General features: G+C 69.1%; 23 protein-coding genes. 7 read left to right on the top strand and 16 right to left on the bottom strand.

Annotation, left to right across the window (positions count from 1 at the left end; translation table 11 throughout):
• Positions 1–28: 28 nt before the first annotated feature.
• The 4 genes from GGR71_RS14435 to GGR71_RS14420 form a co-directional block, all read right to left on the bottom strand.
• Positions 29–244, bottom strand: coding sequence for a hypothetical protein (locus GGR71_RS14435; protein WP_026143700.1), 216 nt, complete (start codon positions 242–244; stop codon positions 29–31).
• 3 nt (positions 245–247) lie between these two features.
• Positions 248–808, bottom strand: a complete 561-nt coding sequence (locus tag GGR71_RS14430; protein ID WP_184452078.1) for a peroxiredoxin family protein — start codon at positions 806–808, stop codon at positions 248–250.
• A gap of 362 nt (positions 809–1,170) precedes the next feature.
• Positions 1,171–1,602, bottom strand: coding sequence for a hypothetical protein (locus GGR71_RS14425; RefSeq protein WP_160957657.1), 432 nt, complete (start codon positions 1,600–1,602; stop codon positions 1,171–1,173).
• A 92-nt stretch (positions 1,603–1,694) separates the two neighbouring features.
• On the bottom strand, positions 1,695–2,447 hold the full coding sequence (locus tag GGR71_RS14420) for an IclR family transcriptional regulator (RefSeq protein WP_160957660.1): 753 nt from the start codon (positions 2,445–2,447) through the stop codon (positions 1,695–1,697).
• 211 nt (positions 2,448–2,658) lie between these two features.
• Between GGR71_RS14420 and fucP the strand changes: the two genes are divergently transcribed.
• Both fucP and GGR71_RS14410 read left to right on the top strand, forming a co-directional pair.
• A complete protein-coding gene (gene fucP / locus GGR71_RS14415; RefSeq protein WP_160957663.1) occupies positions 2,659–3,966 on the top strand; it encodes an L-fucose:H+ symporter permease in 1,308 nt (435 codons plus the stop codon).
• A gap of 3 nt (positions 3,967–3,969) precedes the next feature.
• The gene (locus GGR71_RS14410) at positions 3,970–4,344 is read left to right on the top strand and encodes an L-rhamnose mutarotase (RefSeq protein ID WP_160957665.1); all 375 of its coding nucleotides are present in this window, start codon (positions 3,970–3,972) and stop codon (positions 4,342–4,344) included.
• Between the two features lie 341 nt (positions 4,345–4,685).
• Here GGR71_RS14410 and GGR71_RS14405 read toward each other — a convergent pair whose 3' ends face one another.
• From GGR71_RS14405 to GGR71_RS14375, 7 genes are all read right to left on the bottom strand, one after another.
• Positions 4,686–6,005, bottom strand: coding sequence for an L-fuconate dehydratase (locus GGR71_RS14405; protein WP_160957667.1), 1,320 nt, complete (start codon positions 6,003–6,005; stop codon positions 4,686–4,688).
• 278 nt (positions 6,006–6,283) lie between these two features.
• Positions 6,284–7,141, bottom strand: coding sequence for a fumarylacetoacetate hydrolase family protein (locus GGR71_RS14400; protein WP_160957669.1), 858 nt, complete (start codon positions 7,139–7,141; stop codon positions 6,284–6,286).
• Between the two features lie 33 nt (positions 7,142–7,174).
• Positions 7,175–7,921 (bottom strand): SDR family oxidoreductase, encoded by a 747-nt coding sequence (locus GGR71_RS14395; protein ID WP_160957672.1) that lies wholly within the window; start codon positions 7,919–7,921, stop codon positions 7,175–7,177.
• Between the two features lie 31 nt (positions 7,922–7,952).
• Positions 7,953–8,834 carry an amidohydrolase family protein gene (locus tag GGR71_RS14390; protein ID WP_160957674.1) on the bottom strand — a complete coding sequence of 294 codons (882 nt, stop codon included), beginning with the start codon at positions 8,832–8,834 and terminating at the stop codon, positions 7,953–7,955.
• Complete coding sequence (locus GGR71_RS14385) at positions 8,831–9,865, bottom strand: aldo/keto reductase (RefSeq protein WP_160957677.1); 1,035 nt, start codon at positions 9,863–9,865, stop codon at positions 8,831–8,833. The genes GGR71_RS14390 and GGR71_RS14385 overlap by 4 nt, the downstream gene beginning before the upstream one ends.
• A gap of 416 nt (positions 9,866–10,281) precedes the next feature.
• The gene (locus GGR71_RS21120; RefSeq protein ID WP_237474249.1) at positions 10,282–10,557 is read right to left on the bottom strand and encodes a hypothetical protein; all 276 of its coding nucleotides are present in this window, start codon (positions 10,555–10,557) and stop codon (positions 10,282–10,284) included.
• 178 nt (positions 10,558–10,735) lie between these two features.
• Positions 10,736–11,443, bottom strand: coding sequence for an HAD hydrolase-like protein (locus tag GGR71_RS14375; RefSeq protein WP_160957679.1), 708 nt, complete (start codon positions 11,441–11,443; stop codon positions 10,736–10,738).
• A gap of 167 nt (positions 11,444–11,610) precedes the next feature.
• On the opposite strand from GGR71_RS14375, the gene GGR71_RS14370 reads away from it, so the two are divergent.
• On the top strand, positions 11,611–11,829 hold the full coding sequence (locus GGR71_RS14370; protein ID WP_026143701.1) for a hypothetical protein: 219 nt from the start codon (positions 11,611–11,613) through the stop codon (positions 11,827–11,829).
• Between the two features lie 485 nt (positions 11,830–12,314).
• Here GGR71_RS14370 and glpK read toward each other — a convergent pair whose 3' ends face one another.
• The 4 genes from glpK to GGR71_RS14350 form a co-directional block, all read right to left on the bottom strand.
• A complete protein-coding gene (glpK, locus tag GGR71_RS14365) occupies positions 12,315–13,814 on the bottom strand; it encodes a glycerol kinase GlpK (protein WP_160957681.1) in 1,500 nt (499 codons plus the stop codon).
• A gap of 103 nt (positions 13,815–13,917) precedes the next feature.
• Positions 13,918–14,739 (bottom strand): MIP/aquaporin family protein, encoded by an 822-nt coding sequence (locus GGR71_RS14360; RefSeq protein ID WP_160957684.1) that lies wholly within the window; start codon positions 14,737–14,739, stop codon positions 13,918–13,920.
• 160 nt (positions 14,740–14,899) lie between these two features.
• Positions 14,900–16,414, bottom strand: coding sequence for a glycerol-3-phosphate dehydrogenase (gene glpD / locus GGR71_RS14355; protein ID WP_160957687.1), 1,515 nt, complete (start codon positions 16,412–16,414; stop codon positions 14,900–14,902).
• Positions 16,415–16,861: 447 nt separating this feature from the next.
• On the bottom strand, positions 16,862–17,722 hold the full coding sequence (locus tag GGR71_RS14350; RefSeq protein ID WP_343160791.1) for a DeoR/GlpR family DNA-binding transcription regulator: 861 nt from the start codon (positions 17,720–17,722) through the stop codon (positions 16,862–16,864).
• Positions 17,723–17,864: 142 nt separating this feature from the next.
• On the opposite strand from GGR71_RS14350, the gene GGR71_RS14345 reads away from it, so the two are divergent.
• Entirely contained in the window at positions 17,865–18,338 is a 474-nt protein-coding gene (locus GGR71_RS14345) for a YehS family protein (protein ID WP_160957693.1), read from the top strand.
• Between the two features lie 157 nt (positions 18,339–18,495).
• Complete coding sequence (locus tag GGR71_RS14340; protein ID WP_160957696.1) at positions 18,496–19,314, top strand: HDOD domain-containing protein; 819 nt, start codon at positions 18,496–18,498, stop codon at positions 19,312–19,314.
• Between the two features lie 72 nt (positions 19,315–19,386).
• Here GGR71_RS14340 and GGR71_RS14335 read toward each other — a convergent pair whose 3' ends face one another.
• On the bottom strand, positions 19,387–20,478 hold the full coding sequence (locus tag GGR71_RS14335) for an exodeoxyribonuclease III (RefSeq protein ID WP_160957699.1): 1,092 nt from the start codon (positions 20,476–20,478) through the stop codon (positions 19,387–19,389).
• Between the two features lie 74 nt (positions 20,479–20,552).
• Here GGR71_RS14335 and GGR71_RS14330 point away from each other — a divergent pair, with 74 nt between their 5' ends.
• Together GGR71_RS14330 and GGR71_RS14325 are read left to right on the top strand one after the other, a co-directional pair.
• Entirely contained in the window at positions 20,553–20,759 is a 207-nt protein-coding gene (locus tag GGR71_RS14330) for a hypothetical protein (RefSeq protein ID WP_160945654.1), read from the top strand.
• Between the two features lie 163 nt (positions 20,760–20,922).
• The gene (locus tag GGR71_RS14325; RefSeq protein WP_160957702.1) at positions 20,923–21,351 is read left to right on the top strand and encodes a hypothetical protein; all 429 of its coding nucleotides are present in this window, start codon (positions 20,923–20,925) and stop codon (positions 21,349–21,351) included.
• Positions 21,352–21,557 lie beyond the last annotated feature (206 nt).

Genomic DNA, 21,557 nt, shown 5'->3' with positions numbered 1-21,557 from the left:
GGCCTGGCGCGGCCGGCTCCGGCACTGCTCAGCCGCAGCAGTAGCAGACCAAAGGCTTTCCGGGCCCGCCCGGCCCCAGCTCACCGCCAAACGGTGCGCACTCCTGCTGGCAAGCCCAGGCGCTGCAGGCCGCCTCCTTCTCGATGCCGTCGCCGGCGGTCGCCTGCACGGCGCCGAAGCCCATGCTGGCCAGGAACACGGCCGCAAGCATCCCGTTGCGTAACGCTGTCCAACGCTGTTTCATGGCTTACTCCTCAATGGTTGCCAAGGCCGGCGGCACATCCGTGCTGCGCACTGCGGCCATCAGGTCCTGCATCCGCTCCGTGGTGTCGAAGATGCCGACGCGCGCATAGCGCACGCGTCCCTCGTGATCCAGCGCCAGCAGCGTCGGCACGTTGCGCGCGCGGAACAGCATCACCGCGCGGCGATCGGTCAGCGTGGTCACCGGAAACGTAAAACCGTGCTCGGCGGCGTAGCGCTGCGCCTGCGCGGGACTGCACTGGCACACGCCCAGCACCTGCACGTTGGGCTGCTGCGCGGCCAGACGCTGCGCGGCCTGCACCATCTGCGGGGCCGAGCGCTTGCAGTACGGGCAGGTAGTGGTGAAGAAAAACAGCACCTGGCGCTCGGCAGCCGGCACGCCGAGCGTCAGCGGCGTGCCATCGACCGCGGCCACGTCGATCCGCGGCACGTACATGCCCGGATACGGCTCGGTGGTGCGGGTGACGAACCAGCGCCGTTCCTCGCGCAGACCACGGTTCTGCCAGGCCAGCACCAGCACCAACGCGCAGGCCGCCAGCAGCGCCAACCAACTCCAGGGAAACCGCCGTGCCATGCCGTGTGTCCGTGTCGCCGTGTTCCCTGCAGGCTGCGCAGCGGTGACGCCGCGGTCAACGCTTCGCGCGCACGCGCTGCGACTACGTGATCAGGCTGGGGATCGAGTCACGCGCACCATGGGCGCGCATTCCAGCGATGTGCTGTGGATGCGGGCGTGTAGCGCAACTGCAGCGCTGGCGCGCGTAGCGCGCACCCTCACAGCGTGGGAACGCCGCCTTCACCACGCGTCGCTGGCATGCGCTCGCCTCGGCGCATGCGATACGCGCGGCAACCGCGCGACAGCGGCGCGTGCTGACGTATCACGGCTGTGCAGCGCTGATTGCACACACTCAGTCAGGACGCATCCTGTTCGCCAAACACACGCCGACAGGCCTTGCGATCGAACTGCAGCGCCGCACGCATGCGCTGTTCGGTCAGCGGGCGCACCACCCAGCTCACCTCATAGATGCTGTCGCTGCACTCCACCGTCGGGATCGCCAGGAACCACGTTGGGCCGGGGCCACGGCAGTACCAGAATGCTTCGCCCTGTGACATGGCGGCGCTCTCGGGCATTAACGTCCACCGCCGGCTTGCGCGCAGCAACGATCGCACCTTTTTTATCACCTGCAGATCCACGCCACGTACGTTGACGCCATCACTGTTCAAGGCAAGCTCGCGAAACGATTCCGCCAGCAGGTTGTCGACACGGCGTCTGTTCTGCCAATAGACCCATGTCGACAGGAGCACGAACGCCGCCAGCACCAGAAGGAAGAACGCATCAACCATCGCACCCTGCCATGTTCAAAAAACGTCGGGATCGAATCGTGGCGATAAGTACACGTGCCGCGTGGCGTGCCGGCCTTTGCGCGGATCGGCCCCTATGCCAGCGCTGCACTGATCTGCGCCGCGGCATCGCAGACCGCGCGCATCGCCGCCTGCGCGTCGATCGGTTGCGGGCAGCGTTCGATGAAGGGCACGGTCAGGGTGTAGCGGGCGATGCCGTGCTGCAGGATCGGCGCGGTGAGATCGATCACCCCGACCACCGCCTCGCTGGGATGGATGCTGTAGCCCAGCGCGTGCACCTCCTGCGCCGCGGCCAGGAACGCGGCGCGGTCGTACGCCACCTCGCTGGCGTCCAGGCGCTGCAGCAACTGCGCCTGCGCGTCGGCCGGCTGGAACGCGAACAGCACCAGGCCGGAGGTGGAATGCGCGAACGGACGACGGTGGCCGGGACGCACCACCAGACCGAGGTCGCTGGGCACGTCCATCTGCGCGATGACCACGATCTGGTCGTCCGACGGCGCGACCAGGTGGCAGGGCTGGCGGATCGCGTCGGCCAGCGCGCGCATCACCGGCAGCGCCACTTCGGTGACGTTCTGCACCCGCGGTTGCTGCATGCCGAGCATGAACAGGCGATTGGTCAGCGTGTAGCCGCCCTCGCCTGCGGTCCGGGTCAGGTAGCCGCGCTCTTCCAGCACCTGCAGCATGCGAAAGATCTCCCCGCGCGAACGGCCGATGCCCTGCGAGATCTCGCCCATGCTCATCGGCCGCCCATCGCGCGCCAGCAGCTCCAGGATGTCCAGCCCCTTGTCCAGGGCGGGCGCGCGGTACTTGGGCAAAGGGGTGGTCATTCCGTCGAGGACCCGGCAGCAGGTGAAGAGGACTAGGGTACAGGGACGCCGCACCGGCCCGCACCGCTGGCGGCCTGTGGCGTCCGAATCAATGCTGCGCCTCCATGCAAATATGAACTCAAATTTTATATTTGCATGGCACTCGCCGGCGCAGTACGCTCCGCCGACAATCCGAACGCGACGCGGCACACCTTGGGAGGGGTAGGCGGCAATGCACTACAGCAGCGAATCCGCCACACCGGCGTCCGCCAGTCTCACCCGGACCGCGCTTGCGCCATTGGTCCTGATCGTCAGCCTGTTCTTCCTCTGGGGCATGGCGAACAACCTCAACGACATCCTGATCAAGCAGTTCAAGAAGGCCTTCGCGCTGACCGACCTGCAGGCCGGGCTGGTGCAGAGTGCGTTCTACCTGGGCTACTTCGTGTTCGCGATCCCGGCGGCGATGTTCATGCGCCGCTACAGCTACAAGGCGGCGGTGGTGCTGGGCCTGCTGCTGTACGCGGTCGGTGCGTTTCTGTTCTACCCAGCCGCGCAGGTGCACACCTACTGGCTGTTCCTGCTGGCGCTGTTCGTCATCGCCAGCGGCCTGGCCTTTCTGGAAACCACCGCCAACCCGCTGGTCACCGTGCTCGGCCCCGCCGAGGGCGCGGCGCGGCGGCTGAACCTGGCGCAGGCGTTCAATCCGCTGGGCTCGATCACCGGCATCCTGGTCGGCCAGCACTTCATCCTCTCCGGCGTGGAGCACACCCCGCAGGAGCTGGCGGCGATGGCGCCGGCCGCGCGCGAGGCATTCTTCGCCACCGAGTCGCTGGCGGTGCAGACCCCGTACCTGATCATCGGCGCAGTAGTGCTGCTGTGGGCGCTGCTGATCGGCCTGACCCGCTTCCCGGCCACCCGCGCCGATGGCCAGGGTGCGCGCGCCGGCGGCTTCGGCCAGCTGCGGCGCAACCGCCGCTTCGTGTTCGCGGTGATCGCGCAGTTCTTCTACGTCGGCGCGCAGGTCGGCATCTGGAGCTACCTGATCCGCTATCTGCAGGATGGCGTGCCCGGCACACCGGAGAAGACCGCCGCCGATTTCCTCACCGCCTCGCTGGTGCTGTTCATGGCCGGCCGCTTCATCGGCACGGCGCTGCTGCGTTTCCTGGCGCCGGCGCGGCTGCTGGGCGTGTTCGCCCTGCTCAACCTGCTGCTGTGCGCGGTGGCGGTGGCGCTGCCGGGCTGGATCGGCCTGTATGCGCTGGTCGCCAGCAGCCTGTTCATGTCGGTGATGTTCCCGACCATCTTCGCCCTGGGCCTGGACGGGCTGGACGACGACGCGCGCAAGCTGGGCGCGTCGCTGATCGTCATGGCGATCATCGGCGGCGCCGCGCTGACTGCGGTGATGGGCGCGGTGTCCGACCATGCCGGCATCCACTGGGCGATCACCGTGCCGGCGCTGGGCTTCGCGGTGATCCTCGCGTTCGCGCTGCACGCGGCGCGCCGCGGCGTGGCGCCCCTTCCCTCTGCCCGCGGAGCCTGAGCCATGCCGCGCCATTGCTACCTGCTGGACCTGCACGACGACCCGGCGCTGATCGCCGAGTACGAACGCTGGCACCGTCCCGACACCGTGTGGCCGGAGGTCGTCGCCTCGCTGCGCGCGGCCGGCATCCGCGAGCTGGACATCCACCGCTGCGGCGACCGCCTGGTGATGCTGATGGAGGTGGACGAGGACTACTCGCCCGCAACCAAGGCCGCCGCCGACGCCGCCGATCCGCGCGTGCAGGCGTGGGAAGCGCTGATGTGGCGCTTCCAGAAACCGCTGCCCGGCTCGGCGCCCGGCGAGAAATGGCGCGAGGCGCTGCAGATCTTTTCGCTGCAGGCGGCGGTGGCGGAACTCGAGCGCAACGGCGCGGGCTGAGGCGTTGCGCGCTTGGCGCGTGTGAGAGCGTCCGTTTCAACTCACGACGAGACCCGTTGGTTTGCCGCTTTGCTTGTCGCGGCTGAAGCCGCTCCTACAGTTGCAGAGATTGCGGCAGGCACGATGGATGCTATGCGGCTTTTGTGGGAGGGACTTCAGTCCCGACGGCTGTCCAGGCCGATGCTTTCACAGGTTCATGCGTCGCGACTGAAGTCGCTCCCACAGTGAGCGATCCAGCACCGCTACCGCTCCCGTCGTAGGAGCGGCTTCAGCCGCGACAGGTGCATCGCAAATCGCAACCGGTGCGCTTCTTCGAGGGAAGCGCACCAATGCCGTTGGCGTCAGGCGCCCTGCGCCGCCAGGTCCGCGCTCCAGAACGGACCGTCCGGATACAGGAACTCGCTGACCGAGGTGGCATGCATTTCGGCCGAGAAGCCGGGTGTCGTCGGCGCCAGATAGCGGCCGTGCACGATCCGCACCGGATCGACGAAGTGCTGGTGCAGGTGGTCGACGAACTCGATCGCGCGGTCTTCCATCTTGCCGGTGATGGCGACGAAATCGGCCATCGCCAGGTGCTGCACCAGTTCGCACAGGCCCACGCCGCCGGCATGCGGGAACACGCGCACGCCGAACTTGGCCGCCAGCAACAGGATCGCCAGGTTCTCGTTGACGCCGCCGACGCGCGCGGCGTCGATCTGGATCAGGTCCACCGCGCCTGCCTGCAGCAACTGCTTGAACACCACCCGGTTCTGGGTGTGTTCGCCGGTGGACACCGGCACCGGCGCGATGCCGCGGCGGATCGCGGCGTGGCCGAGCACGTCATCGGGGCTGGTCGGCTCCTCGATCCAGGCGATGTCGAATTCGGCCAGCTGGCGCATCCAGGCGATCGCCGGGCCCACGTCCCAGCGCTGGTTGGCGTCCACCGCCATGGCGATGTCCGGGCCGATCGCTGCGCGCGCCAGGCGGCAACGGCGAATGTCGTCCTCCACGTTGGCGCCGACCTTGAGCTTGATCGTGCGGAAGCCGTCGGCCACCGCTTCCTTGGCCAGGCGCACCAGCTTCTCGTCGGAATAGCCGAGCCAGCCAGGCGAGGTGGTGTAGGCCGGATAGCCCTGTTCGAGCAGCGTCTGGATGCGTTCGGCGCGCAGCGGTTCGGCGTCGCGCAACATGGCCAGCGCCTCGTCTGGGGTCAGCGCGTCGCTGAGGTAGCGGAAGTCGATCGCGGCCACCAGCTGTTCCGGCGGCAGCTCGGCGATGAAGCGCCACAGCGGCTTGCCGGCGCGGCGCGCAGCCATGTCCCAGGCGGCGTTGACCACGGCACCGATGGCCATGTGCATCACGCCCTTCTCCGGGCCCAGCCAGCGCAGCTGCGAGTCGTCGGTCAGGCTGCGCGCGAACCCGCCCAGGTCGCCGATCACCGCCTCCACGTCGCGGCCGACCACGTGATGCGCCAACGCGGCCACTGCGGCGCTCTGCACGTCGTTGCCGCGGCCGATGGTGAACGCCAGGCCGTAGCCGGCGAGGCCGTCGTCGGCGTCGGTGCGCAGGCGCAGATAGGCGGCCGAATAATCCGGATCCGGATTCATCGCATCGGAACCGTCCAGTTCGCGCGAGGTGGGGAAACGGACGTCGAAGGTCTCGAGCGCGACGATTTTGCTCATGGGGATCCTGGTCGGTGAAACGGAAAGAGGAACGGTCAAAAAGAACGATGGAGCAGCCCCTCTCCCCCCGGGAGAGGGGTTGGGGTGAGGGTGCGGGAGTGCACAACTGCTCCCGACCCTGCAGAACAAGAGCGAAGTCAGGGCGCGCAGCCGCGTTGCTCACGCAGGAAGCGCTGGCGCAAACCACATCCGCATGGATGGCGAGGTGGCTTCGCCACGGACCCTCACCCCAACCCCTCTCCCGATGGGAGAGGGGCTTTGCATCTCACGTGTGTTGCTTACTGCGCGTCGCGCGGATGCGCGACGACGGCCTGGCGCTGTTCGCCCAGGCCTTCGATGCCCAGCCGCATCACGTCGCCCGGCTTCAGGTACACCTGCGGCTTCTGCCCCAGGCCCACGCCCGGCGGCGTGCCGGTACTGATCACGTCGCCCGGCAGCAGGGTCATGTAGCGGCTGATGTGGCTGACCAGCTCGGCCACGCCGAACACCATCGTGCGGGTGCTGCCGTTCTGGTAGCGGTGGCCGTTGACCTCCAGCCACATCGACAGGTTCTGCGGGTCCGGCACCTCGTCGGCGGTGACCAGCCACGGGCCGATCGGGCCGAAGCCGTCGCAACTCTTGCCCTTCACCCACTGCCCGCCGTGCTCGAGCTGGAACGCGCGCTCGGACAGATCGTTGATCACCGCATAGCCGGCGACGTGCGCCAGCGCGTCCTCCACCGACACGTCGCGCGCGGTATCGCCGATCACCACGCCCAGCTCCACTTCCCAGTCGGTCTTGAGCGAACCGCGCGGGATCGTCACCGTGTCGTTGGGGCCGCTGATCGCGCTGGTGGCCTTCATGAACAGCACCGGCATCTCCGGCACCGCCATGCCCGACTCGGCAGCGTGGTCGGCATAGTTCAGCCCGACGCAGATGAACTTGCCGACTCGGCCGATGGCGGCGCCGTAGCGCACTTCGCCGTTCACCTGCGGCAGCGTGGCCGGATCGAGCGCGCGCAGCCTGGCCAGGCCAGCAGTGGTGAGATGCTCACCAGCGACGTCGTCGATCACCGCCGAGAGGTCGCGCAGGTGGCCGTCGGCATCGAGCAGGGCCGGGCGTTCGTGGCCGGGTTCGCCGTAACGCAGCAGTTTCATGGGGAAATCCTCTGTCGAAGTGGGAAGGCGCGGTCAGTTCGACCAGCCGCCGTCGATGATGTGGGTCTGGCCGGTGGTGAACGAGGAGTCGTCCGAGGCCAGATACACCACCAGTTGCGCGATCTCGCGCGGGTCGCCCAAGCGGCCCATCGGCTGGCGGTCGGTGAAGCTCTTCCACACCGCCTGCTCGTCGCCGCCCAGCGCCTTGACCCGCTCGCCCAGCGACGGCGTCTTGATCGTGCCCGGGCAGATCGCGTTGCAGCGGATGCCCTTGGCCACGTAGTCGGCGGCGATGGCCTTGCTCAGGCCGATCACCGCCGCCTTGGTCACGCCGTAGGCGAAGCGGTTGGGCACGCCCTTGATGCTGGACGCCACCGAGGACATGTTGACGATGCTGCCGCGGCCCTGCGCGAGCATGCCCGGCAGCACCGCCTGGCACAGGTAGTACATCGCATCGACGTTGATCGCGAACGAGCGCTTCCAGGCCGGCGTGTCGCAATCGAGGATGCTGCCCTGGTGCACGTAGCCGGCGCAGTTGAACAGCACGTCGAAGGTCGGCTGCGCCGCCACCAGCGCCTGGATCGCGGCGGGGTCGGTGACATCCAGGGTCTGGGTGCCGATGCCGTCGGCCTCGGCGGCCAGGGCCTGCAGCGCGGCGGCATCGATGTCGGTGGCCAGTACCTGCGCGCCTTCGCGCGCGCAGGCCAGCGCGCTCTCGCGGCCGATGCCGGCGCCGGCGGCGGTGATCAGGCAGCGCTTGCCTTGCAGACGGCCGCTCATGCGCGGCTCCCGGAAACGAACGCGAACGTGGTCATGGGGCGGGACTCCAGGTGGGGGAGGAAGCAATCGGATCGGACAGGCGATAGACGCGCCGCGCAGTGCCGGCGAACACTGCCTCGGCGTCATCAACGGCGTGCTGCGCGACCCAGGCCTGTGCCAGCGTCATCCAGGCGGCGTAGTCGGCGCGCTGGGTCAGCACCGGCCAGTCGCTGCCCCACAGCAACCGCTGCGCGCCGAAGCAGGCGAACAGGTGCGCCACGTAGGGGGCAAGCGTGGGATCGTCGATGGCGGCGTCGGCCGGCAGTTCGGTGAGCAGGCCGGACAGCTTGCACACCACGTTGGGGTGCTGCGCCAGTTGCGCCACGCCGCCGGCCCAGTCCTGGAAATCGGCGCCGCCGATGGCCGGCTTGGCGGCATGGTCCAGCACCACGCGCAGCTGCGGATGGCGTTTCAGCCGCACCAGCAGCGCCGGCAGGTGCAGCGGCCGCACCAGCGCGTCGAAGGCCAGATCGTGCTGCAGCAGCGCGTCGAACGCCGCATCCAGCTGCGGCCGCGCCAGCCACTGCGGATCGGCCAGGTCCTGCACCATCGGCCGCAACCCCTTGAGCAGGCCGGCACCGTCGGCGTGCAGCGCAGCGATGCGCGCGGCAACGTCGGCGGCCTCGAAATCGACCCAGCCGACCACGCCGACGATGCGCGGCTCGGTCCGCGCCAACTGCAGCAGGTAGCGGGTTTCGGCCTCGCTCTGCGCCGCCTGCACCGCCACCAGCGCGGTCACGCCCTGCGCGTCCAACGTCGCCGCAAGATCCTCGGGCAGGTAGTCGCGGTACAGCACGCCCAGGTCCGGGGTCAGCCAGGCATAGTCGCCACGCGCCAGGCGCCAGAAATGCACATGGGCGTCGATGACGTTCACGGCGTCGGCACCGGCGCGCGCAGCAGGCCGTCGTCGCGCAGCTGTTGCCACAGCGCAGCGGGAATCGACGCGCGCAGGCGTGTGGCGGCGCTGGCCACTTCCGCCGGCGTGCGCATGCCGGCGACCACCGCACTCACCACCGGATGGGCCAGCGGGAACTGCAGCGCCGCCGCACCCACGTCCACGCCGTGCGCCGCGCAGGCCGCGAACAGGCGCTGCGCGTGCTGCAGCGTGGCCGGATCCACCGGCGCGTAGTTGTAGGTCTCGCCCGGCCCGCGCGCATCGCTCAGCAGACCCGAGCTGTACGGCCCGGCGATCAGGATGCCGATCTGCCGCTGCAGCGCCTGCGCCATGATCCGCTGCGCGGCGTGCTGTTCGAGCAGGGTGTAGCGGCCGGCCAGCATCACGCAGTCGAGCGGGAACAGCGGCATCAGCTCCACCGCCACGTCTTCCTCGTTGACGCCGATGCCGATCGCCCGGCACGCGCCCTGCGCCTTCAGCGCAGCCATCGTCGGCAGCGCTTCGTCCAGCGCCTGCCGCAGCATCGCCGGGTGGCGCTCGCCGTGGGTCAGGCGGCCGATGTCGTGCAGCAGCAGCACGTCGATGTGATCGGTGCCGAGCCGCTGCAGGCTGCTGTCGAACGCGCGCAGCACGCCGTCGCGGCTGTAGTCGAACTCGGCGCGGCGCCCGGCCACGGCGAAGCCCTCGCGCCCCGGCGCCGCCGCGGCATCGTCGTAGACGCAGCGCCCGACCTTGGTCGAGAGCGTGTAGCTGGCGCGCGGCAGCCCGCGCAGACCCCGCCCCAGGCGCTGCTCGCTCAGCCCGTAGCCGTAGTACGGCGCGGTGTCGAAATGGCGGATGCCGGCGGCATAGGCATCGGCCACCGCGGCCAGCGCCTCCGCGTCGTCCACCTCGGCGTATAGGTTGCCGATCGGCGCCGCGCCAAAGCCCAGCGTGGACAGATGCACGCCGCTGGTGCCCAGCGCGCGCGGCGCCAGGGTGGCATCGGCGGCGACAGCGTTCAGCGCCATGCGCACACGCCCGGAATGGCGGCCACAGCGGATCGCTCGCGGACGCGCGAGGGACGGGAGGTGCTGGGGTTACGCATGGCACGCCTCTGCCCGGGATCGGGCGCGATGAGTTAAGGCCGCAGCATGCACGCCCGGGATGGCGATGGGCTCCGCGGCTGTTCGCATATGAATATAGCAATCACAAGTGAACAATCAACCTGCAGTGCAGCAATCGCCCACTCGGGCTTTAGCCTCCGGCAGGCGCGAGCAGCTACCAAGGCGTGGTGGCATCCGATGAACAACGCTGGACCCCATAGCCACGTTCGCGGCGCATGCGCTTGGGATGCGCCGAGACGGACCTCGGTAGGCGCGACGTCGCTAGCGGCCGGGTCCCTTCGCGCCAAGCGCGCACCTCGCCGCCGCGCTGGCCGGTCGGTTCAGCGCGCGGCCGGCCGCGCGCCGAACGCCAGCCGGGTCGCCTTGCGATCGAACTGCAGTGCCGCGCGCATGCGTCCTTCGGTCATGGGCCGCACGATCCAGCGCACCTGCGCCTCGCCGAAGCCCGATGTCACCACCGGAATGGCCAGGAACCAGCACGGTCCCGGCCCGACGCAGTACCAGAACGCATCGGCGGTCTGCAGCGCGGCACCCGGCGCGATCGAATACACATGGCCGTAGCTGCTTTCGATGTTCTGCTTGGATTTCTTGACCACGGTCAGGTCGCTGCCGCGCAGCGGGCCATGCGCGCCCGGGACGCCTGCTCGCGGAACGAGGCCTCCAGCAGGTCCGTCACCTGGCGGCGCCCCACGCGATGCAACGCTCAGATCAATATTGCCGCGCTGCCCAGGAAGACGACCGCGATCACCGCCCCGATCGCGCAGGGCAGCCACATCATGCGTCGCTGCCCATGGCCGCGCAGGTACCGCACGCATCTGCCTGCGCCGCAGGCGGCTGCGCGCGACCATCAGGACCAAGCACCAGCGCAAGCAGCGCGTCCGGCCGCTGCAGCAACGGCAGCGGCGTCTGCGGCTGCAACGCGGCCGGCAAGGTGTAGCCCCAGGCGACGCCGGCGAAGGCGATACCTGCCTGGCGTGCGGCCTCGGCATCGCGGATCTCGTCGCCCACGCACAGCGCCCGCGCGGCGGGAACGCCGCAGGCGTGCAGGCTGGCGCGCAGCTTGCGGCGCTTGCCCAGCACCGCCGCACCGCAGCGCACGTCGCGAAACTGCGCGAGCAGCTCAGGGCCGAGCACACCCTCGATGTTGGCGCGGCTGTTGGACGTGACCAGGGCCAGCTGCACCCCGGCCTGCGCCAACTGCGCGAGCAACTCGGCGACGCCCTCGAACAGCGCGATGCGCGCAATCTGCGCGCTCATCAGCGTGCGCATGCGCTGTGCCACCGCCGGCACCCGCCACCAGCGCAGGCCGCTGCGCGCCATCAGCTCGCGTGCGCTCAGGCTACGGATCTCCTCCAGCCGCTCCACGTCGAAGCGGCGAAAGCCGAATTCGTCGGCGACGCCGTTGATGGTGGCCAGGAACCAGGGGAACGAGTCGGCCAGGGTGCCGTCGAAATCGAAGATGACCAGATCGTAGTGGCGCATGCGGCGGCAGCATGCCGGAGCGTACGAGTCCGCGCCAGCGGCGTGCGCTGCCTACCGCGACCATCAGGCGCGCGGATTGGCTCGCCCTTCATCCGCCGTTGCCGTGCGCTTCACCCGCACGCGTCGACGTAGCGCGCAGGCTGGCGACTCATCGCAAGGAGACGCCCATGCATATGCAGAGTCCCAATCCCGGCCAGGATCCGCAGCAGCCACCGAACGAGGTGCCGGGCCAGGTGCCGAACCCGGGCGTGGATCCGACCCCGGACCGCCCGATCGACCCGATCCCCGACCAGCCGACCGATCCGACCATCCCGCCGATCCAGGACCCCGTCGGCGATGTCGATTCCCCGGTGCCGGGTCCGCGTGGGCCGACGCAGTACGTCTAAGTACCTGGAAGTCATGCTTGACGTCGCTGGGTTGCAGCCAGCGCCATTGGTGGGTGTTGCGCGATTTCGGCAGTTGACCCCTGCAGTTCCTACCCGTACCACGCGACGGCTGGCATTCGCCGCTTTCGACAGCTGCTGGACGAAATGCTTCAGCTCCAGTGGACGCGAAATTCTCGCGTAGGAGCCGACTGTCGCAGCCGCGACGCGCGAGGGGAGAGCGTTCCGATGGCGCAATGCGTCGGGACTGAAGTCCCTCCCACAGGCGCCCAGCCTACTCCCTGCGGGAGTCGACTGTCGTGCAGCCGCGACAAGCGAAGCGGAAGCCGACTGACACCCTCCGTGGTCGGACTGAAGTCCTCCCACGGTGCAGTCCTCCGGCAAGGCTAGTGGCGCGCCTGTGGAGCCGCTTCAGCCGCGACCGGGCCTTCCCAGGAACTCCCGGCCGCGGCTGACACCGTTCCCCCATGCCCTGCCTGGGGCCGGGTTCAGCGAATCCGGAACCCCATCGTCGCCTCGACCGCCTGCTGCCAGCCGGCATACAGCGCTTCGCGACGCTCGGCCGGCATGTCCGGCTCGAAGCGGCGGTCCACCGCCCATTGCTGGGCGATCTCGGCGCGATTCTTCCAGAAGCCGGTGGCCAGGCCGGCCAGGTAGGCCGCACCCAGCGCGGTCGTCTCGGCCACCTCCGGGCGCAGCACCGGCACGTCCAGGATGTCGCTCTGGAACTGCGCCATGAAGTCGTTGGCGATGGCGCCGCCGTCGGCACGCAGTTCCTTCAGTTCGATGCCCGAATCGACCTGCATCGCGGTCAGCACGTCGCGGGTCTGGTACGCCATCGATTCGAGCGCGGCGCGGATGAAGTGTTCCTTGGTGGTGCCGCGGGTCAGGCCGAACACCGCACCGCGGATGTCGCTGCGCCAGTACGGCGCGCCCAGGCCGACGAAGGCCGGCACGATATACACGCCGTCGTTGTCGCCGGCACGTTCGGCATAGGCCTGCGAATCGCTGGCCTTGCCGAGCATGCGCAGGCCGTCGCGCAGCCACTGCACTACCGAGCCGGCGACGAAGATCGCGCCTTCCAGCGCGTACTCGACCTTGCCGTCCACGCCCCAGGCGATGGTGGTGAGCAGGCCGCTCTTCGAGGCCACCGCTTTCTCGCCGGTGTTCATCAGCATGAAACAGCCGGTACCGTAGGTGTTCTTGGCCATGCCCGGTTCGAAGCAGGCCTGGCCGAACAGCGCCGCCTGCTGGTCGCCGGCGATGCCCGCGATCGGCACCGCGTGGCCGTAGAAATACTGGCCCTGGGTGTTGCCGTAGATCTCGCTGGACGAGCGCACCTCCGGCAGCATGGAGGCGGGGATGTCGAGCATCTGCAGCAACTCTTCGTCCCAACGCAGTTCGTGGATGTTGTACAGCAGCGTGCGCGAGGCGTTGGTGTAGTCGGTGACGTGGACCTTGCCGCCGGTGAGGTTCCAGATCAGCCAGCTGTCGATGGTGCCGAAGGCCAGTTCACCGCGCTGCGCGCGTTCGCGCGCGCCCTCGACGTGGTCGAGGATCCACTTGACCTTGGTGCCGGAGAAATACGCATCGATCAGCAGGCCGGTCTTGGCCCGCACCATGTCCTCGTGGCCATCGGCCTTGAGCTGGTCGCAGATGTCCTTGGTCTGCCGCGACTGCCAGACGATCGCGTTGTAGATCGGCTGGCCGGTGGCGCGGTCCCACACCACCGCGGTCTCGCGCTGGTTGGTGATGCCGATGCCGGCGATCGCGCTGGCGTCCACCTGGTGGTTGTTGAGCAACTCGGTGATCGTGGTGTAGACGCTGGTCATGATCTCGCGCGGGTTGTGCTCGACCCAGCCCGGCTGCGGGAAGATCTGCGAGAACTCGCGCTGCGCCATGCCGACGCTGCGGCCCGCGCGATCGAACAGGATCGCGCGCGAACTGGTGGTGCCCTGGTCGATGGCCAGGATGAACTGCTTTTCCATCGGAGACTCCTGCGGGATGCACGCCGCGCGCATGGGCGTGGCGCCAACGGGGAATGAATGGGGAGGCGCGCACGCCGCGCGCGGAAATGAGCGCGCTGGCCGGCTAGGTGCGGCGCGCGGCGGCCTGCTCTTCTTCCAGCGCCTTCACCCGTGCCGGCAGGAACGGATAGATCAGCAGCTGGTAGGCGGCACCACCGATCACGCCGCCGATCAGCGGGCCGACGATCGGGATCCACCAGTAGTTGTCGGCCGACGGCAGCGCCGAAGAGCCCCAGCCGGCGACGTAGGCGAACAGGCGCGGGCCGAAGTCGCGGGCCGGATTGATCGCCCAGGCTTCCAGATAGCCCATCGAGGCGCCGATGGTGGCCACCAGCAGGCCGATGATCAGCGCACCGGAGTTGGCGGTGGGTGCGGCCTCGTTGTAGCGCTCGGTGATGGCGAAGATGCCGAAGATCAGGAACGCGGTCAGGATCACCTGGTCGCGCAGCGCGTGCATCGGCGTGATCGCCAGGCCCGGCGCGGTGAAGAACACCCCGGCCGCGCCGCCGCCGGCGCGGGTGAGATGCTGGGCCTGGTTGTAGTGATCGATCACCGGCGCGAACAGCAGGTAGACGATCCACGCACCGAGGAACGCGCCGATCACCTGGGCCACCCAGTACGGCAGCACCTTGGGCCAGGGAAAGCCGCGGTACAGCGCCAATGCAAGCGTCACCGCCGGATTGGCGTGGGTGCCGGACACCGAGCCGGTGACGTAGATGGCGATGGTCACCGCCAGGCCCCAGGCGATGCACACGCCCCAGTAGGCGTGCTGGTAGGGGCTGGGATCGTAGAGCACGTACATGCATGCCACCGAGCAGCCGAAGGCGATGATGATCAGCATCGCGATCGCCTCGGAAATCAGTTCGCCCACCAGTTGCCGGCTCATGCCCGTGCCTCCCGGCCTGCCGTCGTTGCCGCTGTCGATCCACCCATGCCTGCCACCCTCCACGGTTGCGTCCAGGTTCCTGCGCCGCGGCGGGGGCCGGGCGCAGCGCGATTGTGCACGCGCCGCCGCGGCCCGAAACGGGCCGGCGGCAGCGTTTTCGTCAAGCAGGTGCCACGGCCAGCGTGGCCGGCGCCTGTTGCAGGTAGGCGACCAGGCGCTGGCGGCCAGCGGCGTCCACCCGCAGGCCGAGCTTGCTGCGGCGCCACAGCAGATCCTCGGCCTCCACCACCCACTCGTGCTGCCGCAGGTAGTCGACCTCGGCCTGGTACAGGTCGGCACCGAAGTGCTGGCCCAGATCCTGCAGAGAGGCCGCCTCGCCCAGCAGCGTTTCCGCGCGGGTGCCGTAGTTGCGCGCCAGCCGCTGCGCGGTGGCCTCGGCCAGCCACGGCCTTGCTGCGCGCAGCTCGCGCGCCAGCGTGGCGATGTCGTTGCGCTCGCCGCCGGGCAGCGGCGCACCGTGCGCGGTCCAGGCTGGCGCCTTGCGCCCGGCGTGCGCGGTCAGCCGGTCCACCGCCTCCTCGGCCAGTTTGCGGTAGGTGGTGAGCTTGCCGCCGAACACATTGAGCAGGGCCGCGCCGTCGCGCGCGTCCAGTTCCAGCAGATAGTCGCGAGTGACCTCGGCGGCGTTGTCCTCCTCGTCGTCGAGCAGCGGACGCACGCCGCTGTAGCTCCACACCACGTCGTCCGGGGCGATCTGCTTGCGGAAGTAGCGATTGGCCGCTTCGCACAGATAGCGCGTCTCCTCGCCGTCGATGCGCGGCGCGGCCGGGTCGGCGCGGTAGTCGACGTCGGTGGTGCCGATCAGGGTGTAGTCCTGCTCGTAGGGGATGGCGAAGACGATGCGCCGGTCCGGCTGCTGGAAGATGTAGGCGTGATCGTGCTCGAACAGCCGCGGCACCACGATGTGGCTGCCCTTGACCAGGCGCAGCGCGTGGTCGTGGCCGACGTGCGCCACCTCGTCGAGGAACTGCACCGCCCACGGCCCGGCCGCATTGACCAGCGAACGCGCGCGCAGCTCCTCGCGGCGGCCGTCGGCGTGCCGCAGTTGCACCTGCCACAGGCCGTCGACGCGACGTGCGCCGACGCAGCGGGTGCGGGTGAGGATGCGCGCGCCGCGCTGCGCGGCGTCCATCGCATTGAGCACCACCAGCCGCGCGTCCTGCACCCAGGCATCGGAATAGACGAAGCCGGTGCGGAACTCCTCGCGCAGCGGCGCGCCGACCGGATGCGTGCGCAGCGCCAGGCGTCGCGACCCCGGCAGGGTGCGGCGGCCGCGGCCCAGGTGGTCGTACAGGAACAGGCCGGTGCGGATCATCCACGCCGGGCGCAGATGCGGCTGGTGCGGCAGCAGGAAGCGCAGCGGCCAGATGATGTGAGGGGCCAGCCGCAGCAGCACCTCGCGCTCGGCCAGGGCCTTGCCGACCAGGGCGAACTCGTACTGCTCCAGGTAGCGCAGGCCGCCGTGGATCAGCTTGGTGCTGGCGCTGGAGGTATGTGCGGCCAGATCGTCGCGCTCGCACAGGCACACCGACAGGCCGCGGCCCACCGCGTCGCGGGCGATGCCCACGCCGTTGATGCCGCCACCGACCACCAGCACATCGTAGGTCTCACGCATAGCCGACTCCGGAAGTGTCGTGTCCTGGCTCGGCAGCCGGGCCAAGCACAGGACTGAGGACGAAAAGATCGTAAACGAACATTTCCGAACATATCACGCTGCACTGCAGCGTGGCGTCGGCCGCGCCCTGAAAGATAGGTTGAAAGCCCTCTTTGACTTAGAATGTAGACAGCCAGACGCACACGCGGCGGCGAAGCGATGTGCCGAACACGCCACATCACGCAACATTAACGAAATAATTCGAACATAAGTCTCGCCCGCTGGCGTCGGCGCCAGAGCCCGTGGGACGACTCAAGGACACCTCTAGCAACGTGCTATTGCCGGGGCGCGGCAGGATGTCTTGTCTCGATCGTAGGAGCGGCTTCAGCCGCGACGGGCGTTACCGGGAATGCCCGTCGCGGCTGCAGCCTCCCCTGCAAATGGCCTTCGCCGTTGTTACAGGTGCCCTCAATCCGCAGCCGCGCCCAGGTCCGGTACGCCCGGATCGGCCGCATCGCCCTCGGCGACGAACACACGGGTGCCGGCCGCGTCCAGCACCGCGGCAAGCTCGGCCGGCGGCGCGCGGTCGGTGAACCAGGCCTGCACCCGCCCGATCGGTCCCAGCCGCACCATCGCGTTGCGGCCGAGCTTGCTGTGGTCGGCGGCCAGGAACACCTGCCGCGAATGCTCGATGATCGCCTGCGCCACCCGCACCTCGTGGAAGTCGAAATCCAGCAGGGTGCCGTCGAGGTCGATGCCGGAAATGCCGATCACGCCGAAGTCCACCTTGAACTGGCGGATCAGCTCGATGGTGGCCTCGCCGGTGACGCCCTGGTCGCGGCCGCGCACGCGCCCGCCAGCGACCATCACCTCGAAGCTGGGATTGGCGCTCATCATCACCGCGACGTTGAGGTTGTTGGTGATCACGCGCAGGCCGCTGTGGCCCATTAGCGCGCGCGCCACGTCCTCGTTGGTAGTGCCGATGTTGATGAACAACGAAGCGTCGTCGGGAATGTGCTGTGCCAGCAACGTGGCGATGCGCCGCTTCTCCTGCGCCTGCAGCGACTTGCGCGCCGCATACGCCAGGTTCTCCACGCTCGACGGCAGGCTCACCCCGCCGTGGTAGCGGCGCAGCACGCCGGCCTCGCACAGCAGGGTCAGGTCGCGGCGGATGGTCTGCGGCGTCACCTCGAAACGCGCCGCGAGCCCTTCCACCTCGGCATAGCCCTGCTGGCGCACCAGCGCCACCAGTTGCTCCTGGCGCGGATTGAGCGCGGACACGGCGCTCGGCTTGGGAATCGGATGGTCCATGCGCCGATGATGGCGCATGCGCCCGTGGATGCAACCGTGCCGCGTCCACACCCTCGGTGAACCGCAGCCATGGCCCGGACCTGCACGGTCTACGCGCCGATGCGGGCCAGCGCCTAGACTAGCGCCCCTCGCCGGGCCTGCCGGCACTCCCGCACCGATCATGCTCAACAACGACATCCTGCGCTCCATCCGCTACATGCTCGACCTGAGCGACCAGAAGCTCGTCGATCTGGCGCACCTCGCCGATCCGGCATTCCCGATCGACAAGGCGCAGATCCCGGCATGGCTGAAGAAGGAAGACGAAGACGGCTTCGTCGAATGCAGCGACGCGGTGCTGGCGCACGTGCTGGACGGACTGGTGTTCCACTACCGCGGCCGCGACGACAGCCTGCCGCCGCGCCCGGTGGAAGCGCGCATCACCAACAACGTGGTGCTGAAGAAGCTGCGCGTGGCGTTCCAGCTCAAGGACGTGGACATGCACCAGATCTTCGACGCCGCCGGTTTCCCGGTGTCCAAGCCGGAGCTGTCGGCGCTGTTCCGGCAGCCGGAACACAAGAATTTCCGCCTGTGCGGCGACCAGTTGCTGCGCAACTTCCTCAAGGGCCTGACCCTGCGCGTGCGCGCCGCCGGCTGAGCCGCGCGCACCGCTGCAGCAGGGCGCGGCCGTCGCCGCGGAGCCGGCCATCCACACGCCGGCCATCGCGAATCGGTAGGATGCGCGCATTCCGCCACCGTGGCGGCGCGGCCGGCTGCCGGCCCTGCCCGCCTCCCGTTCCGTTCCGAGGGTCCCCATGAAGCTAGAGGCGCTGTTCGACCAGTTGCACACCCTGCCGACCATTCCCCAGGTGGCGCAGGACCTGATCCTGCAGTTCGATGCGCCGGGCACCAGCCTGGATGCGGTGGCGCGCAACATCGAGCGGGATCCGGTGATCGCGGCCAAGGTGCTGCGGCTGGCCAATTCGGCGCGCTTCCGCGGCGCGCGCGATTCCACCACGGTGGAGGACGCGGCGCTGCGCCTGGGCTTCAACACCTTGCGCACCCTGGTGCTGGCCTCCTCGGTGACCGGCGCGTTCCATGCGCCGGCGCATTTCGACCTGCGCGCGTTCTGGCTGCACAGCTTCGAAGTGGCCGGCGTGTGCCGGCTGCTGGCGCGGCAGAAGGGACTGGACGCGGAGACCGCGTTCACCTGCGGCATGATGCACAACATCGGCGAACTGCTGATCCAGACCGGCGCGCCCGACTACGCCGCGCAACTGCACCCGGACGCCTCCTCCAGCGGCCGCGCCGCCGACGAGACCGTGCAACTGGGCTTCGGCTACCCGGAAGTGGGCGCCGAGCTGGCGCGGCGCTGGCAGCTGCCGCAGGTGATCCAGACCGCCATCGCCTTCCAGGCGCGGCCGCTGCAGGCGCCGGAAGGCGAGCCGATGCCCAAGCTCGTCGCCCAGGCCGCGCTGGTCGCCGACGCGCTGGAGCGCCACGGCAGCGCCAACGACCAGGCGCGACAGGCGGTGACGGGCCCACTGATGGACGACGTGGACCTGGACGCGCTGTTCGCCGCGCTGCCGGACGTGATCGAGGCCGATCGCGCGTTTACCGAGATGTTGAAGTAGGACAAGTCGCCGGGACGCGGCGGCAGCACGGGATCGGTCCCTTCCCCGCTTCCGCCGTACCCTCATCCGGCGCTATGCGCCACCTTCTCCCGGCGGGAGAAGGGGTGGTTTCCGGCGCGGCTTGCGCGCTTTCGGCGTCTTCGCCGGCGTCGTCTTTGTTGCGCTTGGCTTCTTCGTTGCCTGCGCTGGCGTCGTCGATTTCGCCGCGGCCCTAGCCGTCGTCTTGCCCCTGGTCCGGACTGCGGTTTTCGCCGCCCGCGACGTAGCGCCAGACGCGGAGGGGCGTGTGGTCTTCGTCGCCTTCCCACCCTTCGTTTTTCCTCCAACGTCCCCGTCACCGCGCCTCGGCTTGAGCGACGCCGCGGCTGCACCGCGAGTCGGCGTCGCACCCAGCGCCACCCAGGTCGGCGCATGGTCGCTGGCGTGCGGCAGGTCGCGCACCCAGCGGTCCACTCCGGCGTCGCGCAGGCGCGCGGCCAGCGGCGGATTCAGCAGCAGGTGGTCGATGCGCAGCCCGGCATCGCGTTGCCAGTGCTGGCGGAAATAATCCCAGAACGTATACATGCGGCGCTCGCCGTGCACCTGGCGCAGGCTGTCGGTCCAACCCTGCGCCAGCAGTTCGGCATAGGCCTGGCGGCTTTCCGGTTGCAGCAACGCATCGCGCCGCCACGAGGCCGGGTTGTAGATGTCCGCATCGGTGGGCACCACGTTGAAGTCGCCGATCAGGGCCACCGGATGGGGCAGCGCCACCAGTTGCTGCGCATGCCGCTGCAGCCGCGCGAACCAGTCCAGCTTGTAGTCGAACTTCGGCCCTGGCCGCGGATTGCCGTTGGGCAGGTACAGGCAGCCGACCAGCACGCCGTGCGCCATCGCCTCGATGTAGCGGCTCTGGGTATCGCGCGGATCGCCGGGCAGGCCGCGCCGGCTCTCGACCGGGTCGCAGCCCTTGGCCAGCAGCGCCACGCCGTTCCAGCTCGACTGCCCCATCCACACCGCGCCGTAGCCGGCGGCATGCAGCTCGGCAAGCGGAAACCCCGCATCCACGCTCTTGAGTTCCTGCAGCCCGACGATGTCCGGCGCCTCGCGCTGCAGCCACTGCAGCAACTGCGGCAAGCGGCTGCGGATGCCGTTGACGTTGTAGGTGGCGATCTTGAGCGTTTTCATCCGGCGCGCCTGCAGAACCTGCCATCACCTTCGCCCGGCTACCCTCGCCGCATCGTGAAAACGGGAGCCGCCGCATGACCCCGCTCGACAAACCCCTGCGCCGCGAGCTCGAGATCGACGGCGTGCACTACACCCTGACCGTGGACCCGGACGGCCTGAAACTCACCGAGAAAGGCCGGCGCAAGGGCCTGGAACTGCGCTGGAGCGCGCTGGTCAGCGGCGACGCCGCATTGGCCACCGCGCTGCAGGCGTCGCTGGCCGATCGCCCCGGCAAGCGCTGAGCGCGAGCGCGGCCGACGACATGTCCGCGCCACGCGGGAAAACGTGGCCGCCGATGGTGCTATCGTCGCGCCATCGGCAACCACAGGGAGCGGGCGGATGCACAGGCGCTGCGATGTTGCGGTCGGAAACGGACGGACGCGCGCCCGGCATGCGCGATGGCTCATGGGCCCACTGCTGCTCGCCCTGCTGTCGCCGGCGGCCTGCGCCGCGCCGAACCCGCCGGACAGCCTGCGCGTGTCCAGCACCAACACCTACGTCGCAGGCACGCCCGAGTGGCGGCAAGTGCGCGACTGGCTGGTGCAGCACCGTACGCGCAGCGACGGCGCGCGCATGGGCAATCTCAACCAGCTCGGCCCCATCGTCCTGACCTACGCGCGAGCGCTGCCGCCCGCCACTGAGCGGCTTCCCGCGCCCCTGCCACTGCCGGCCAACGGCTCGACCGGCGATAGCATCGCCATTACCAGTTGCGCAGACAGCGTGCGCCAGTCGTGGCGCTACGGCGTCGAGGCACACCCCACAGTTGCATGGGTCCTGGCGTCGTTCGCCACCTCGCAGGCTGAGGACTGCAAGCAGGCCGATGACAGGCACTGACGCTGCAATCTCCACCGTGCCGTAGGCGCGGCTTCCCGATAGCCCAGGCAGTTGGTTTTTTCTGCGACGCGACGAGGCCCCCATTGCCTTGCAGGAGCGGCTTCCGCTGCGACAGGCTCTACCGGTAACGCCTCGTCGCGGCTGAAGCCGCTCCTACAGGATGCGCCTCCCAGTGCTGTTGGAAGCCCGCTTCAGCGCGACGAACG

This window comes from Xanthomonas sp. F1, from assembly GCF_014199855.1.
Note: the sequence above shows the minus strand (reverse complement) of the source record. Positions and strands in the feature narration are given on the sequence as shown.

Excerpts from the sequence above, each read along its gene's own strand:
- GGR71_RS14395 (WP_160957672.1), bottom strand. The coding sequence starts at position 7,921 with ATGAGCGGCCGTCTGCAAGGCAAGCGCTGCCTGATCACCGCCGCCGGC.
- GGR71_RS14425 (WP_160957657.1), bottom strand. The coding sequence starts at position 1,602 with ATGGTTGATGCGTTCTTCCTTCTGGTGCTGGCGGCGTTCGTGCTCCTG.
- GGR71_RS14375 (WP_160957679.1), bottom strand. The coding sequence starts at position 11,443 with ATGCGCCACTACGATCTGGTCATCTTCGATTTCGACGGCACCCTGGCC.
- GGR71_RS14400 (WP_160957669.1), bottom strand. The coding sequence starts at position 7,141 with ATGAAACTGCTGCGTTACGGCGAACCCGGCCACGAACGCCCGGCCCTG.
- fucP (WP_160957663.1), top strand. The coding sequence starts at position 2,659 with ATGCACTACAGCAGCGAATCCGCCACACCGGCGTCCGCCAGTCTCACC.
- glpD (WP_160957687.1), bottom strand. The coding sequence starts at position 16,414 with ATGCGTGAGACCTACGATGTGCTGGTGGTCGGTGGCGGCATCAACGGC.
- GGR71_RS14350 (WP_343160791.1), bottom strand. The coding sequence starts at position 17,722 with ATGCGCCATCATCGGCGCATGGACCATCCGATTCCCAAGCCGAGCGCC.
- GGR71_RS14340 (WP_160957696.1), top strand. The coding sequence starts at position 18,496 with ATGAAGCTAGAGGCGCTGTTCGACCAGTTGCACACCCTGCCGACCATT.
- GGR71_RS14360 (WP_160957684.1), bottom strand. The coding sequence starts at position 14,739 with ATGAGCCGGCAACTGGTGGGCGAACTGATTTCCGAGGCGATCGCGATG.
- GGR71_RS14420 (WP_160957660.1), bottom strand. The coding sequence starts at position 2,447 with ATGACCACCCCTTTGCCCAAGTACCGCGCGCCCGCCCTGGACAAGGGG.
- GGR71_RS14405 (WP_160957667.1), bottom strand. The coding sequence starts at position 6,005 with ATGAGCAAAATCGTCGCGCTCGAGACCTTCGACGTCCGTTTCCCCACC.
- GGR71_RS14370 (WP_026143701.1), top strand. The coding sequence starts at position 11,611 with ATGCATATGCAGAGTCCCAATCCCGGCCAGGATCCGCAGCAGCCACCG.
- GGR71_RS14410 (WP_160957665.1), top strand. The coding sequence starts at position 3,970 with ATGCCGCGCCATTGCTACCTGCTGGACCTGCACGACGACCCGGCGCTG.
- GGR71_RS14335 (WP_160957699.1), bottom strand. The coding sequence starts at position 20,478 with ATGAAAACGCTCAAGATCGCCACCTACAACGTCAACGGCATCCGCAGC.
- GGR71_RS14325 (WP_160957702.1), top strand. The coding sequence starts at position 20,923 with ATGGGCCCACTGCTGCTCGCCCTGCTGTCGCCGGCGGCCTGCGCCGCG.
- GGR71_RS14385 (WP_160957677.1), bottom strand. The coding sequence starts at position 9,865 with ATGGCGCTGAACGCTGTCGCCGCCGATGCCACCCTGGCGCCGCGCGCG.
- GGR71_RS14435 (WP_026143700.1), bottom strand. The coding sequence starts at position 244 with ATGAAACAGCGTTGGACAGCGTTACGCAACGGGATGCTTGCGGCCGTG.
- GGR71_RS14345 (WP_160957693.1), top strand. The coding sequence starts at position 17,865 with ATGCTCAACAACGACATCCTGCGCTCCATCCGCTACATGCTCGACCTG.
- glpK (WP_160957681.1), bottom strand. The coding sequence starts at position 13,814 with ATGGAAAAGCAGTTCATCCTGGCCATCGACCAGGGCACCACCAGTTCG.
- GGR71_RS14330 (WP_160945654.1), top strand. The coding sequence starts at position 20,553 with ATGACCCCGCTCGACAAACCCCTGCGCCGCGAGCTCGAGATCGACGGC.